Here is a 14568-nt window from a genome sequence, read left to right as displayed (position 1 = left end):
CTGATACTGACTCACGCAATCTCATATAGAATGCCAAAAGCTAAACCTGGCAGCCTATATGCCAAAAGGGAACTATAAATGCATTGCAAATAATAAAACATTGATAATCAATTAGAAAACCTAACATTAGTATAACGAGAACGCATTGAATCGAGAAATACACTTGCTTCCGGCGAATGAGGAAACGTCTCAGCAAATTGCAGAGTGTAGAAATCGGCTGTTTCATAAAGTTTATTTGCATTAGAAACGCGAACTAATCTTTTAAAGAAGTCTTGGTGTGGCAAAATAGAAATTGCCTTCTTTAAACAGTTAATCGCCTCAGAAAACTCCTTAAGGCCGATCAACACACCAGCCAATGCATTATAAACAAATGCATCATTCTGATTTTGGATCAAAAAATGTTTAAGACGCGTCTTTGCAACATCACTAAAACCCAACGTATTTAGACTATTACAAAGCAGAATAATTGCATTTGAATTTTCAGGTTTAGCCCTTAGTGCCAGATTTGAAAAAAAAACTGCCAGACCAAAATCATTTTTATTTTTATAATTCATAGCAGTTGAAAGGTAAAAATTAAATAAGCCGTTCTCTGAAATTTGCTCTCGATACTTCAAAGCAATATCATGAGCCAACATCGGTCTTTTCAAAGCCACTACTGAAGCTAAAGTAGAAACTCTTATTGATGATACCCTACGCTTTTCTCGCGAAAATTCACAAATACTTTGAATATCGTAATCCATAATATTTTTAACTGTACGCTGAAAAACAGAGCTTCCTGTAAAAATTTCGATTGGAAAATGTCCCGTAAAATTAAGGGAGCAAAAACTTAAATTAGATACATTTTCAGCGATTTTCTCAATATGTAACTTATCTTCTCTGTAAAACCTATCGTAAAAAACAATACCTCGTTTAGAACAATCATCTGCCGATATCTCCATACCAAAATTCAAAGACTCATTATAATGAACAATAAACCTTTTGTCGTAATCGCCAAATACACAGGGGTTAATAGTGTATTGAGGTGAAAATGACAATACAAAATCAACTTTCAACTTGTCCGCATGCTTTATAGCTGCATACCCACCCATGGATGTACCAAAAGTAAACTTGAAATCGTATTTACTTAATAATTCAAGAATGATACTGAGTGAGTTATTGATTGAAGAACAAGGATACCAATTCTTACTTTTTGCTATGACCCCTATAAATGAGTTACCAGTCTTAAATGCTAATGACTCCCCCCAGTAACGTTGGGCTTTGGACTCATAAAAGTTAAGTGGTGCAAATGTTATCACCGCAACATTGGATGTATTCTCAGTAAAGAAAACCTTGATGAATTCATCCTCATAAACTAACTCTGTTAGCAACATTTAATCTAAAACTCTTTTTACTAAGATCTCTCCATCAAGACCTATGCTCGAAATATTTTTCTGGTTCTTCCTAACGAAGTCCCAACTCTTCAAAAACGTAAGACCACCAGGCAGACAAATTATTCTATTAAGAACGGCAACACTTTCTGAGATCTTATTGTTTGACATAAGTATCCAGGATAGCTTCCTCAATACGTCAACGTTATTCGGCCATATAATTACAGCCTCCCTCGTCAAAGACTCTGCTTGTCCAAAATTTTTATTTTTTATTAAAAAATCTCTTTCAGTATTAAACTGTGCCAAAGAATACTCACTCTTACTCAACAACAACCTTTTATCAATTGAGTGATTTAACGATAACCAATGCAACTCATCAAACTTATCATTAGCTATTGACTCTAAGCATAGAAGTATAAACTTAAACTCAACATTTAAATGCGACAGTAGCTCAGCAAAACGCTTATCTGCTATTTGCTGTTTGAATTTAAGCCAATATTGACTACCGCCCCAAGCTAAGCTTTTTCGCGCGTTAAATTCCCCTGCATTTGGTCCTGTCGTGCGTCCTGCTGGGTCTCGGTTTAATGATAAATGAATGCCGCACTCTGGCCGCTCACGAAACAATGGGTCAGGGGAAAACCCTTTTCTTATCATGTAAAGATAAAGGACATGCTCATCATTTTCATTTTTCAAATCTAGGTCGCTCAGATCTGGCTTCGGATAATAGTTCTCAAAGCTACAGAAATGTAAGCCAGACAATCTTGGCTTTTCAGCAAATGGATCTCGAACAATATTACTAAAAGGTAATGAGTATTTATCTATGAAGCTGGTATGAACACCTAATACATCATCAAAAACTAATAAATCTATATCGCCAATATATATATACTTAGCCTGAACACTAGGTTCTTCTAAAAACCTGATAGTATTTGGGATAACTTCATTAGTTGAAAATACAGACTGAGTAAAAGCATACTGATTTTCAAAGTAATTACTCAAAACAACTAAAGCATCTTTATATCTAGCTCTAAACCCGATCTCATCCTCAAGTTTTATCTCAACGAACGAATCAGGATTATTTATTAAAGCAAACCAGACATACGGTATGGCAAATTGTTCATATTTTTTATCAGCATAAGTCAAAAACAGCAAATTTATCACACATAACCCCTAATTAATTCTATAGCTTCACTAACCGCAGCTTTGTGCACAGAGAAGTTGGCTGACTTCATCAAAGAATTAGCCTTAAGTCTTGCCAATACATCATTACGTGTAACTGATGAAATCAACCTATTAAAACATTCGTCCTCATCAAATGGATTAATAATTAAGGAATCATAACCATCGACCGCGTATTCATAGATACCACCAAATTTAGTAAGCATAGAAAATGCTCCACACGCCATTGCTTCTAACCCTGTACGGCCAAACGCCTGATAGTCAGATAAATCGATAAAACAGTCTGACTTTTGCAGTACTGCTGCTACACCTAAGCGTGTTAGCTCTCCGTTGTTATTATATTTAAAGCCCCGCTCTAGCTGCTGAAATAATGGGTCTTCATCTGCACAACCAAACAGCTCAATATGGACCTTGTCACCAAGATGGTCATAAACCCGTTTTAACAAGGACATGGTCCGCTCTGCACCACGGCGTGGTGTTTTTGGCCTAATCATAGCTGACAGCACTATTTTAGCCTCTAACCCAGAATGCGTCTTAGCTAACGGGTCGGGTTTGTATACATCGTGGTCAATACTGGGAGACACTTTACGCACCTGCACGCCATGCTCTTCATGTACTTTTTGGCAAATCCAGTCTGTTTTAGCAAACAGTATGGCATTAGGCAGCAAAGTATAAGAGTCTCTCGCTTCTTGCCATGCGGACGAACCTAACTCGGAGAAAAAAGGCTCATAGTCTTGTATATAGTATGCAGGCTGAATTTCCGGATTAATGTCCACCACCTCTTTGACCAATTTCATCGAGGTATAAATAGTACCAACAATAACGTCGAATTTTTTGGACAAATCACCAAGTTCGTGAGGTTCAAACCCTATAAATAAGTCCTCTACAACATCTATATCTTCGTATTTTTTAATAAATTTATGTCGATGTTTTTTCGGCACCGCAATTTTTGCCCGTACGCCTATGCGCCGCATACCCATAGTTTCTTGTACGATAGAATGTACACCACCGCCACCGCCCGATACGGGTAACAAAAATAAAATTCTGTTTAACAATGGATCTTTAGTAAAACTATTGGCGGCGTTGGTTAAGGCTTGCCGCACCTGTTGGCGTATATCATTAAATACTGTCATATCCCGGATCTGGCCAGCGAGCTCATTGACCTTATCTTTACCATGTTTAGCTTTTAATGCATCCGAGCCTACTTTTGACAACTGTTTACGTTTTTCATGACCGAAGCTCTTTGATTTTGCATGGAATACATAAGTATCGTCGCAAATTGCCAACTTAAACCCTGCTTGTGCAACCCTTATGCAGTAGTCATTTTCTTCACCATAACCTGTTGGAAAGGTTTCTTCGTCTAATAAGCCCACTTTATCAAACGCAGCTTTCGCAATCATAAAACAAAAGCCATTTACAAAAGGCACCTGCGGGTAATACCTTTTACTGGCAGCACTTACCAGTACAGCCATATCATCTGCGTTCCACCCCTGTGGCAACTCGTTAACCGCAAACTGGTTATTTTCATCCAGTAATATGGGTACATTTTGCCAACTGGCGGCATTTGACAAAGGCCCTACCACACCAAACTCTGCATTAGTTTTAAAACAACGCACCAAACCTGTTAGCCAGCCTTTGGTTACTATAGTGTCGCTATTGAGGGTCACTATATAATCACCTTTGCACTGGCGCAGCCCAACATTAACAGTTGGGGTGTAGCCTTTGTTTTTATCATTTTCAGTTAAAACAAACATAGGTTTATTTTTACAAAAGGCCCTTAACCATTCAGTTGTTGGCATGTCCGAACCGTCGTTCACTATATAAACATTTACCGTAAACCCATCAGTATTGCGGTTAATTGCATCCAAACAACGCTGCACATCCTCAAGAGCGTTAAAAACAGGAACAACAATATCTACGACAGCATTTTCGCTGTTAATACTATAAATATCAGCAGCTAAACTAACATCACTTTTTCCAACCAAAGCAGAACAGTCTTTAGGAAATAGGTTATTTAATTTTGATTGAGCAAAACGGATATTAAACTCAATCACTTTTGCCAGTGCTGGAGTTTGCTCTAGCGCCCGCTTAAATAACGAAACAGCTAAGCTATAGTCTTTTGAATTTAACGCCGTATTACCTAATGATAAAAATGTTTGTTCAACGCGTCCTGCTATTTGCGGTTCCTTTGCATTCACTGCCATGTTTAATCTCACTCATTTAAACTTAAAACCAAAAAATGTTTATTCGCTAAATACTATATCTATCAAGTAAATAGGCTTTACCACACTGGCATGGCCAAGATCATGGTTAGGCTGGTCATTGTATTGTACTAATAGGCTTAAAACTTGGTCTTGCTGCCAACGTAATCTGTCAATTACAGGTTCAGCTAAGCCTAGTGGCTCTGAAAAGATAACTTGTTGGTTTGCGGGTTCATAATGGTAATGGGGCGCTTTTAAACACAATACAGCCATACAGTCACCGGTAATATCACCGCGGTAAATAACAAAGAGGTTGTCTTGCTTATCTATTACTATTTCCGGTCGTGATATGGGAATACGCAAAGTACCACCACCACATAAATCAAATGCTTCGGTGCGGTTAGAGATAATTTGATGTTGCCATTTGTCACCATTAAACCACAGATGTTGATACTGAACTATGCCATTTTCGTCATTTGCGTAAAACACAATATGCGGCCGGTTTTTACTGTCTGTCGCCATACTGGTTTGGTTAATCAGGTTACTTGCTGGTGATATTGGCCATACTACTTCGGCATTCACTTGAGTAATAGGCAGTTTAAAAATTTTGTTATTGGATGAGTACCAATTTTTGCCATTATCATAGGTTTTGGCGTAGCAAATATTCATATTATTGATTTGTTGTTGTTCACCAATATGATGAGTTCGCCATACAAAACTAAGATGGCCGTTGCCTTCACTATCAAGTACTGGGTGGTTCCAGTAGGCATTGCTGGTCCAGGGCTGATTGGTTTCTCCAGATAAAATTGCACTTTCGGTATCAATCCAGCGTTGCTCAGTTTCGCAGTAATGCTTAATGTACGCAGAACCTTTTTGATGGTTACCATCACGATAGAGTAATTGCATTGGCTCATCGGCCATTTGCATTATAAACGCAGGATAAGTGACTTTAGCTTCGCGTTGCCCTGTCATTTCCAGTTCATCGCTAAAACCATCAATACTGTAAGGTTTTAAGCTACGCCTGTATTTAAGCTGAGTTCCATGATGGTCATAGCTAATGTGTATGTAGCCGTTACGATCCATACCTAAACTGATACTGTTATGAGCATCTTTGATATTGTAATTGCCTGTAATATCGGCAAATCGAAGTTCGTTATTCGTCAGATTACGTTGCGCTAAACGCAGCGTATGTTTATCAACATAAAATGCGGTGTATTGCATACCGGCATGGCTAAACACTCCATGATGACGAAAAATAACAGTGTTGACCGTATTGCCTGCCCAGGCGTCGCATAGTTTTAGCTGGTTTAAGGTTTTTATACTGAATTCTGCATATTGCAGTGGCTTGGCCCTAAACTCTACACCAGCTTTATGCAGCCTCTTTTGTTGCCATATTTCACGAAGTTGCAGTACTGTGCTTTGCGTCTGCTCTGGTTCGGTTAAGGCTACGGCCTGAAAAGCAAAACGTTTTGCTTTTTCGTCGTCACAGTTAATGTAACAAGCATTAGATAAACTGGTTTTACAGCCCGACAGTAATAACGAAGCAAGTCTTTGTCTATCAAAACCTTTTGCAACCAGTGCTGTTAATATCAGCTGAGCCTCAGTAGCCTTGCCTTGTTGCAACAGCGCCATTGCTATATAAGCTTGTTCGTTTTCTGACAAGCCAACAGCGTCGCTATCTAAAGCAGCCAATATTTCGCTATTGCCCTGCGCCCACAGTAAATTAATGTGTTGGCTCAGCTCACTGCTTACAGGTAATTCAGGCATAACATCAGGTTCTCTTGGCATTAACTAAAGAATGGGCAATCAGCAAAGTTTCTGCCTTCAGCATCTTTAGCTGATAACTTAAGGCTATGTTCGTCAACTGGCCACACTATGTTTACGGTTGGATCATTCCACAACAAAGAATATTCGTCGCCAGGTGCATAATAATCAGTGCATTTATATTGAAATTCAGCCACATCGCTTGTTACAACAAAACCATGGGCAAAACCTGGTGGTACCCACATTAAGCGTTTATTTGTTTCGCTTAAGTACTCGCCCACCCATTTGCCAAAAGTGGGAGAGTTTTTACGCATATCTACGGCAACATCGAATACTTCGCCTTTAGTGACTCGCACCAGCTTGCCTTGGGGTTGCTTATGCTGGTAATGCAAACCACGCAAAATACCTTTGCCAGAGCTGGAGTGGTTGTCTTGTACAAAGCTGTAATTACCACAGTGTTTTATAAATTCGTCGTGACGAAAAGTTTCCATAAAAAAGCCACGCTCATCGCCAAAAACTTTTGGCGTTAACAGCACTACATCTGGTATGGCTAAAGGTTGATAGTCCATATTAAAAACCTAACTCTGCTAATTTAATTAAATACTGGCCGTATTGAGTTTTGCCGAAATAACGGCCCCGCTCTATTAACTGCTCGTTGCTAATCCAACCATTGCGCCAGGCTATTTCTTCCAGACAAGCTACTTTTAACCCCTGGCGGTGCTCTATGGTTTGTACATATTGCGACGCTTCTAATAATGAATCGTGCGTACCTGTATCCAGCCAGGCAAAGCCTCGGCCAAAGCGCTCTACATTTAAGTCACCTCGCGCTAAGTAAGCGTTATTTACACTGGTTATTTCCAGTTCGCCACGCTCGGAAGGCTGCACAGCTTTAGCTATTTGTACTACGTCGTTGTCGTAAAAGTACAGCCCTGTTACTGCATAGTTTGATTTGGGTTGTTTTGGCTTTTCTTCAATAGATATAGCTTTGCCGTTACTGTCAAATTCAACCACGCCAAAACGCTCCGGGTCGTTTACCATATAACCAAATACGGTAGCTCCTTGTTGCTGTTCTGCGGCATTTTTTAACTGCTCAGAAAAGTGTTGGCCATGAAAAATATTGTCGCCCAGCACTAAACACACATTGCTTTGGCCAATAAAATCTTCACCAATAATAAAGGCTTGGGCTAAACCGTCTGGTGATGGTTGTTCGGCATACTCAAATGCCACACCAAACTGCTCGCCAGTTCCCAAGAGTTTTTTAAAACCAGGTAAATCTTCAGGTGTGGAAATAATTAAAATATCTTTAATACCGGCTAGCATTAATACTGAAATAGGGTAATAAATCATGGGTTTGTCATAAATAGGCAATTGTTGTTTAGACACACCTAAAGTAATAGGGTGTAACCGGGTGCCAGACCCTCCTGCCAATACAATACCTTTACGCATACTCTGTATAGTCCCTTATATTAGTGAGTAGTAAGCTCATTAAACGTGAAATAAAGTTGCTGCTGCCATTCTGGCAGTTGCAAATTAAATGTTTGCTCTAATTTGGTCAGGTTTAAACGCGAATTTGGCGGGCGCTTAGCCGGAGTTGGGTAATCGACAGTGGCAATAGCTTTAAACTGTTGGTCGTTTAGTGCTAACACCATACCGCTGTCACGGGCTAATCGAAATATCTCCGCCGCAAAATCGTACCAGCTGCAGTAGCCTTGTGATGCCAAATGGTAAATACCGGCATAAGACCTTATGGCTTCAGCTTCGTCTTCTGCTTGCTGCAACAAAACCTGTTGCAAAGCCAACACTGTCACCTGGGCTATTAATCTGGCAGGAGTGGGCGCGCCGGTTTGATCTGCCACTACACTCAAGGCTTCGCGCTGCTGCGCTAGTTTTAACATGGTACGTAAAAAATTATTGCCCCGCGCCGCGTATACCCAGCTGGTTCTGAAAATAATATATTTATCTGTGTGTTTAATAACAGCTAAATCGCCATCCAGCTTGCTTTGGCCATATACCGAAAGTGGGCCTGTGGTATCAGTTTCCTGCCATGGCGTAGTGCCATAGCCTGGGTATACGTAGTCGCTGGAGTAATGCACCAACCAGGCGTTGCACTGGTTAGCTACCTCAGCTAAAGCGGCTGGCAATGCTACGTTTATCAGTTCGCAGGCTTGCTTTTCCGCCTCAGCTTTATCTACCGCAGTCCAGGCTGCTGCATTAATAATTACTGTCGGCTTGAAAGCTGCAACTTTGGCAGCTACTGCCGGAGTATCAGCAAAATCAACGTCTTGACGGCTTAATGTGAACAACTGCCCTAAAGGTGCCACAGCCCGAGCAACTTCAAAACCAACCTGACCGTTAGGAGCCAGTAATACAATAGTTTGCATAATTAAACCTTTTAACCGCTTTTTTCAGCTTAGCTATTCAGCTGCTGGTAACTGCCATCTAAAATAGCCTGCCACCAGTCTTTGTTCGTTAAGTACCACTGCACTGTTTTACGCAAACCGCTTTCAAATGTTTCTTGCGGCACCCAGCCTAATTCCCGCTCAATTTTGCCAGCGTCTATCGCGTAACGCACATCATGACCAGGCCTGTCAGTTACATAGGTAATAAGGTCTGAGTATTGGTTAATTCCAGCAGGCTTAAGCGGAGCCAGCTCTTCTAATAAGCTGCACAAGGTGTGCACTACTTCGATATTTTGTTTTTCGTTATGGCCACCAATATTGTAGGTTTCGCCAATTAATCCTGTAGTAGCCACACATACTAAAGCACGGGCGTGGTCTTCGACAAAAAGCCAGTCGCGTATTTGTTTGCCATCGCCGTACACTGGCAGTGGCTTTCCTGCCAATGCATTTAAAATCATCAGTGGAATAAGCTTTTCAGGAAAATGAAATGGCCCATAGTTATTTGAACAGTTGGTAACCACTGTAGGTAAACCAAAAGTGCGTTGCCAGGCGCGAACTAAATGGTCAGAACCTGCTTTGCTGGCCGAGTAAGGGCTACTAGGTGCATAGGCTGTGGTTTCTGTGAATAAGTCGTCTGTGCCATGCAAGTCACCGTATACTTCATCTGTGGATATATGGTGAAACCTGAATGCAGCTTTTTTTTCAGCCGCTAAAGCAGTCCAATACGAACGGGCAGCTTCTAACAACGTATAAGTTCCGACAATATTGGTTTGAATAAAGTCGCCTGGGCCGTTAATAGATCGGTCAACATGACTTTCTGCGGCCAGGTGCATTACTACGTCGGGCTTATAGGTTGTAAACAATTCAGCCATTTTTGTTGCGTCGCAAATATCGGCTTTCTCAAAAATATAACGTTCGCTGGAGGCTACGGATTTAAGTGAACTGGTGTTACCGGCATAGGTGAGCTTATCGACATTAACCACTCTATGTTCAGTATTCTGAACTAGATGCCTTACCACAGCCGACCCTATAAAACCGGCCCCACCAGTAACCAAAAAAGTTTTCATCACAACACTTAATCCTTCAGTATAAGTTCTTTAATAATTTCAATCTGAGCTTCGGCCTTTAGCATTTCATTTTCCAGCGCCTGTTGTCTTTTCGCCAATTCTTTACTTTGTTCTTGCAATATTCTGTTTTGCTTTTCTAATTCAGTTAACTTTTCCAGCCGTTGTGCCGAGAGTTTTTGGGTTTGAACAAGTTCTTGTCCCTGCTTATCAAACTGCTTTTGTAACTCAAGCTTAGTTGCAGCTTCTTGCTGGGCTTTTGCTGTTAACTCAGCTTTTTGTTGTTCTGCTTGTTGCTGCTGGGCTGTTTGCTGCTGTTTTAACGCATCAAGCTGTTTTTGCAGTTCAGCTTTAGCGGTGGCTTCTTGCTGTGCTTTTGTAGTTAACTCAGCCTTTTGCTGTTCTGCTTGTTGCTGCTGGGCTGTTTGCTGCTGCTTTAACGCCTCCAGCTGCTTTTGCAGTTCAGCTTTGGCGCTTGCTTCTTGCTGAGTTTTAGTAGTTAACTCAGTTTTTTGTTGTTCAGCTTGTTGCTGCTGGGCTGTTTGCTGCTGTTTTAACGCATCCAGCTGTTTTTGCAGTTCAGCTTTAGCGGCTGCTTCTTGCTGTGATTTTGTAGTTAACTCAGCCTTTTGCTGTTCTGCTTGTTGCTGCTGGGCTGATTGCTGCTGTTTTAACGCATCCAGCTGTTTTTGCAGTTCAGCTTTAGCGGCGGCTTCTTGCTGTGCTTTTGTAGTTAACTCAGCCTTTTGCTGTTCAGCTTGTTGCTGCTGGGCTGTTTGCTGCTGTTTTAACGCATCCAGCTGTTTTTGCAGTTCAGCTTTAGCTACAGCTTCTTGCTGGATTTTAGTGGCTAAATCAGCCTTTTGTTGTTCGGCTTGTTGTTGCTGTTGTTTAAGTACTGCAATTTCATCCAAAGCTGTTTGCTGTGCCGTTTTTAACTGGCTTAATTCCGTGTCTTTTTGTTTTATTTGCCAATTTTTTTGCTGTAGTTCCAGCTTTAATTTATTTAACCTAAAGCTAAATATTGGCAAATCCGGGTCTGTATTGTTGGTGTGATACAAATCAAAACACTGGCTGGCTAACCACTGCAAAGCTTCAGCTTGTGGCGAATAATTGTCGTATAAAGCCTCGGCTGGCCAACAGAATTGCAGCTCGCTAAATTTAACCAGTAATTTTTGCTCGGCCAAATGTTTAACCAAAGCTAAGGCGTTAGCTGGAGTATGCAACCATAAGGCACAGCTAGCGGTAAAATCGAGTTTTAGCTCTGTCACCAGATTTGCCAGGCTTTTGGCAGCCAACTGCTCTTCGGCTACTAATTTTAAGCCGGGAAATAAAGCCTTTAGGCCACTGCCTTTTTGATTGGCGCTTAACGCTGCAATATTGTAGCTGTAGAAATGTTCCTGGCCGTCTTGAGTGCTTACCAGAGTTTCTATTACCTCTAACTGTGGAATACGCTGCTGCAATTTGAGTAATTGCTGACATGCTTCGCTGCGGGCTTCAACGGCGATAATTCGCTTACAGCCTGATGCCGGCTGAAAAGCTTCGCCACTGCCTGCGCCAATCCAAAGAATTTGTACTGCTGAACTCATAAGCCACTACCTATGCTGCTTTTGTGCTGTAATAAATTACCCGAAATATGACGACCTTCGTTTTGACCAAACTTAATGTAGTGGACCAAAGGGTTGGCACCGTCTAAAGCGACATCGAGGTAATTGCGGTAATACCACTGAGTATCAAATACGGGGCCTGGGTTACGGCCTTCCTGAGCTCCAAAACATAAATAATGCTCGGCGGCGCTCATGCCACTGGCGGCAACGTCAGGGTATTGTTGGTAGTACCACTGGGCGTCAAATAGATCGTGCTGTTCCAGCAGCAGACAATCGCGTTCCAGTTTGGCTTTTTCGGCTTTAGTGCGACGGTTTTGCGATAAAAACCGGACAGGTTTAGTGATCTTCCAACTGGTAGTCGCTTTAATAAAGTCGAGCTCTTGTCTGGCTTTTTTCAGCTCTATAATTTTTGCCATTAAGGTGCTGACTTCTTTTTGCTGCGCCAGACTTTCTGCTTTTGCAGTATGTTTTAAGGTTTTTAACTCGGTATTTAGTTTTTGATGCAGCTGCTTTAATTGATTCAGCTCGTCGATACTTTGTTGCATACGGTTTTGCATCAGGCTAAGTTCCTGACCAAAAGCGTGCTGCTGTCTGGCTGAATCTTGCTGTAAAGCAGCGAATTTAACCTCTTGTTGTTTAGCTTGCTCAGCAAAGCTGGTTTCTTTAACTTTTGCCTGCAAATACAGTTTTTCAAGCTCTTCCTGTACCAAAAACAACTGCTCTAAAAGCAATGAATTTTCTTGCTCTGTGGCTGCTTTAGCTGTATTGAGCTGTTGCACATCCTTTTGCCACTGCTGTTTATCTTGCTTAGCCTGACTGTTTAACTTTTCTAACTGTTGTTTTTCTTGTTGTAATTGAGAGCTAAGTTCTGAGTAGTTTTTTTCAGTTACAGCTTTTGCTGCAGTAAGCTGCGCTGACTCTTTTTGCCACTGCTGCTTGTCTTGTTGAGCTCTCAGATATATGGCTTCTAATTCTTCCTGCACTTTTAACAACTGCTCCAGCACCAAAGAGTTTTCTTGCTGTAAGTTGGCAATAGTGTTGTTTGCTGAAGCACTGAACTGGTTGTAACGCTCTTGCTCTGCTGCCAGTTGTTGTTGCAGGTTTGCTTGTGTATCTGCAGCTTGGGCGTTGGTGCGATCCACATCAGCTAAAGCTATGTGCAGTTGTTCTGCATGTTGCGATAGTTGCAGTAATAGATTTGCTTTCTCAATTTCTAATTTTTGATTTAAAGCAAGCATCTGCTGATGTTGATTACGCATTTGAATTAAAGCATTTTTTTCAAGCTCAAGCTTTTGGCCAGCCTGAAATAGCTCGTGCTGTTGTTGCTGCAACTTGATCATTAATACAGAGTTCTGCTCTGCTTTTTCCTGGCTTTGTTGCTGGGCAGTGGCTAATTGCTGATTTAGTTGTTTCAGCTGTAGCTCTGCTGCCTGAGCTGTTTCGCTGGCTTGTTGCTGAGCAAGCTGCAACTGCGCTGCCAGATCGGAGTTTTGCGTGCTTAGCTGCTGAAGTTGTTTTTTGCTGGCGTCCAGTTCAGTTTGCAGTTCTTGTTTTTGTCGCTCTGCATTTTGGGCGGCTTCAGCTTGCTTTTGGTGGCTTAGCTGCAACTGTGTTTCCAGCTCGGTGTTTTGCGTGCTTAATTGCTGAAGTTGTTTGTTGCTGGCGTCCAGCTCAGTTTGCAGTTGCTGTTTGCTTTGCTCTGCACTTTGGGCGGCTTCAGCTTGCTTTTGCTGGCTTAGCTGCAACTGTGTTTCCAGCTCGGTGTTTTGCGTGCTTAATTGCTGAAGTTGTTTGTTGCTGGCGTCTAGCTCAGTTTGCAGTTGTTGTTTGCTTTGCTCTGCACTTTGGGCGGCTTCAGTTTGCTTTTGCTGGCTTAGCTGCAACTGTGCTGCAAGGTCAGAGTTTTGCGTGCTTAGCTGCTGAAGTTGTTTTTTGCTGGCGTCTAGTTCAGTTTGCAGTTGTTGTTTGTGTTGCTCTGCACTTTGGGCGGCTTCAGCTTGCTTTTGCTGTAGCTCATTTAATGCCTTTTGCTTTGCCGCCAGCTGTTGTTGGCTGTCAGCCAGCTGAGCATTAAGGCCGGTCGTTGCTTCTGTTGTTTGTTGCAGCTGTTTTTCAGCCAGTTCAAGCTTTTCACTTTGTTCCAGTTTTAATTGTTCCAGCTCTTTCACTTTGTTTTGCTGGCTTTTTAAACGACTTAGTTGCTGCTGGTAAAGGCTAAATAATTGTGCAGCGCTAAGTGCTGTATCTTGTTCTGTTAGCGGCTGGCATAACGCGACCCGTAGTTGCTCGCTGCTGGTAAGAGCTGGTGATTGCGCTACATAGTGAGCAGCGAATACGGCTTCGATACCAAGCTGTGCCTTAGCTTCAGTTAGTTGGCTTAGCACTGGTTCGCCGGCCCATTGCTGGCAAAACTGCAGGAAAAGCTCTGGTGCCGCATTAATTTGTGCAATATCTAATGATTGCAGTTGTTTACGCAGCACCCTGATATGTTGCTGCTGCACAGAAAACTGCTGTAACCAGGCTTGTTCGGCCTGTTCAAGGCTTTGTTGTTGTAATAACGCAGAGGCAATGCATTGTGAAGCGCTGGGTAATAACCATAACAATTGAATTTGAGTGCCTTGAAGATGGGGTAACCAGGCCGATAAATCAGCGTAAGGCTGCTGGCACAGCACGAGGCTGGATTCAGGCAAAGATGACAGTTCTTCTGGCTGATTGATAATAACGGCTTTTTTGGTCCATTCCTGCGACAAAAACCAGTTTTTATCTGTATGGTTATGAATAATCAGCTTCACTAATAACTCCTTTACTGCAGCTTACTGCTTTTTGTGTAATTTAACCCAAAACGGCAGGTATTGTCTTTTTGTTTTTTCCAGTTATGCATTTGATTGGAATTCAATATGGGTGGGGCAAGGCCCAATCAAGACCGCGGTATCAATAGACGGGCGGGGGCGAGCCCCATCGACACCGCGGTTTCGTCTAGACGGGCG

The 14568-nt window shown here is 41.8% G+C and carries 10 protein-coding genes; all 10 read right to left on the bottom strand.

Going from position 1 to position 14568, the window contains the following annotated elements:
• Positions 1-107: 107 nt before the first annotated feature.
• Genes EK374_RS07545 through EK374_RS07500 form a run of 10 tightly spaced genes read right to left on the bottom strand, consistent with a single transcriptional unit; the run spans position 108 to position 14373 of the window.
• Entirely contained in the window at positions 108-1370 is a 1263-nt protein-coding gene (locus EK374_RS07545) for a tetratricopeptide repeat protein (RefSeq protein ID WP_127021613.1), read from the bottom strand.
• Complete coding sequence (locus tag EK374_RS07540) at positions 1371-2528, bottom strand: tetratricopeptide repeat protein (RefSeq protein WP_127021611.1); 1158 nt, start codon at positions 2526-2528, stop codon at positions 1371-1373.
• Positions 2525-4750 carry a glycosyltransferase gene (locus tag EK374_RS07535; protein ID WP_127021609.1) on the bottom strand — a complete coding sequence of 742 codons (2226 nt, stop codon included), beginning with the start codon at positions 4748-4750 and terminating at the stop codon, positions 2525-2527. Before EK374_RS07535 ends, EK374_RS07540 begins: the two co-directional genes overlap by 4 nt.
• A gap of 39 nt (positions 4751-4789) precedes the next feature.
• Positions 4790-6514, bottom strand: coding sequence for a BNR repeat-containing protein (locus tag EK374_RS07530; RefSeq protein WP_206099304.1), 1725 nt, complete (start codon positions 6512-6514; stop codon positions 4790-4792).
• 20 nt (positions 6515-6534) lie between these two features.
• Positions 6535-7080, bottom strand: a complete 546-nt coding sequence (gene rfbC, locus EK374_RS07525) for a dTDP-4-dehydrorhamnose 3,5-epimerase (RefSeq protein WP_127021605.1) — start codon at positions 7078-7080, stop codon at positions 6535-6537.
• 1 nt (position 7081) lies between these two features.
• Positions 7082-7957, bottom strand: a complete 876-nt coding sequence (rfbA, locus tag EK374_RS07520) for a glucose-1-phosphate thymidylyltransferase RfbA (RefSeq protein ID WP_127021603.1) — start codon at positions 7955-7957, stop codon at positions 7082-7084.
• Positions 7958-7977: 20 nt separating this feature from the next.
• Positions 7978-8892, bottom strand: coding sequence for a dTDP-4-dehydrorhamnose reductase (rfbD, locus tag EK374_RS07515; protein WP_127021601.1), 915 nt, complete (start codon positions 8890-8892; stop codon positions 7978-7980).
• 29 nt (positions 8893-8921) lie between these two features.
• Positions 8922-9977 (bottom strand): dTDP-glucose 4,6-dehydratase, encoded by a 1056-nt coding sequence (gene rfbB / locus EK374_RS07510; protein ID WP_127021599.1) that lies wholly within the window; start codon positions 9975-9977, stop codon positions 8922-8924.
• A gap of 8 nt (positions 9978-9985) precedes the next feature.
• The gene (locus EK374_RS07505; RefSeq protein ID WP_127021597.1) at positions 9986-11563 is read right to left on the bottom strand and encodes a coiled-coil domain-containing protein; all 1578 of its coding nucleotides are present in this window, start codon (positions 11561-11563) and stop codon (positions 9986-9988) included.
• Positions 11560-14373 (bottom strand): coiled-coil domain-containing protein, encoded by a 2814-nt coding sequence (locus EK374_RS07500; RefSeq protein ID WP_127021595.1) that lies wholly within the window; start codon positions 14371-14373, stop codon positions 11560-11562. The genes EK374_RS07505 and EK374_RS07500 overlap by 4 nt, the downstream gene beginning before the upstream one ends.
• Positions 14374-14568 lie beyond the last annotated feature (195 nt).

The sequence above is a fragment of the Rheinheimera mangrovi genome, from assembly GCF_003990335.1.
GTDB lineage: Bacteria > Pseudomonadota > Gammaproteobacteria > Enterobacterales > Alteromonadaceae > Pararheinheimera > Pararheinheimera mangrovi.
This window is presented reverse-complemented; position numbering and strand designations above follow the sequence as displayed.

Bases quoted from the DNA above. Each gene is read 5' to 3' on its own strand.
- EK374_RS07545 (WP_127021613.1), bottom strand. From the start codon at position 1,370: ATGTTGCTAACAGAGTTAGTTTATGAGGATGAATTCATCAAGGTTTTC.
- EK374_RS07535 (WP_127021609.1), bottom strand. From the start codon at position 4,750: ATGGCAGTGAATGCAAAGGAACCGCAAATAGCAGGACGCGTTGAACAA.
- EK374_RS07530 (WP_206099304.1), bottom strand. From the start codon at position 6,514: ATGCCTGAATTACCTGTAAGCAGTGAGCTGAGCCAACACATTAATTTA.
- rfbC (WP_127021605.1), bottom strand. From the start codon at position 7,080: ATGGACTATCAACCTTTAGCCATACCAGATGTAGTGCTGTTAACGCCA.
- rfbA (WP_127021603.1), bottom strand. From the start codon at position 7,957: ATGCGTAAAGGTATTGTATTGGCAGGAGGGTCTGGCACCCGGTTACAC.
- rfbD (WP_127021601.1), bottom strand. From the start codon at position 8,892: ATGCAAACTATTGTATTACTGGCTCCTAACGGTCAGGTTGGTTTTGAA.
- rfbB (WP_127021599.1), bottom strand. From the start codon at position 9,977: ATGAAAACTTTTTTGGTTACTGGTGGGGCCGGTTTTATAGGGTCGGCT.
- EK374_RS07505 (WP_127021597.1), bottom strand. From the start codon at position 11,563: ATGAGTTCAGCAGTACAAATTCTTTGGATTGGCGCAGGCAGTGGCGAA.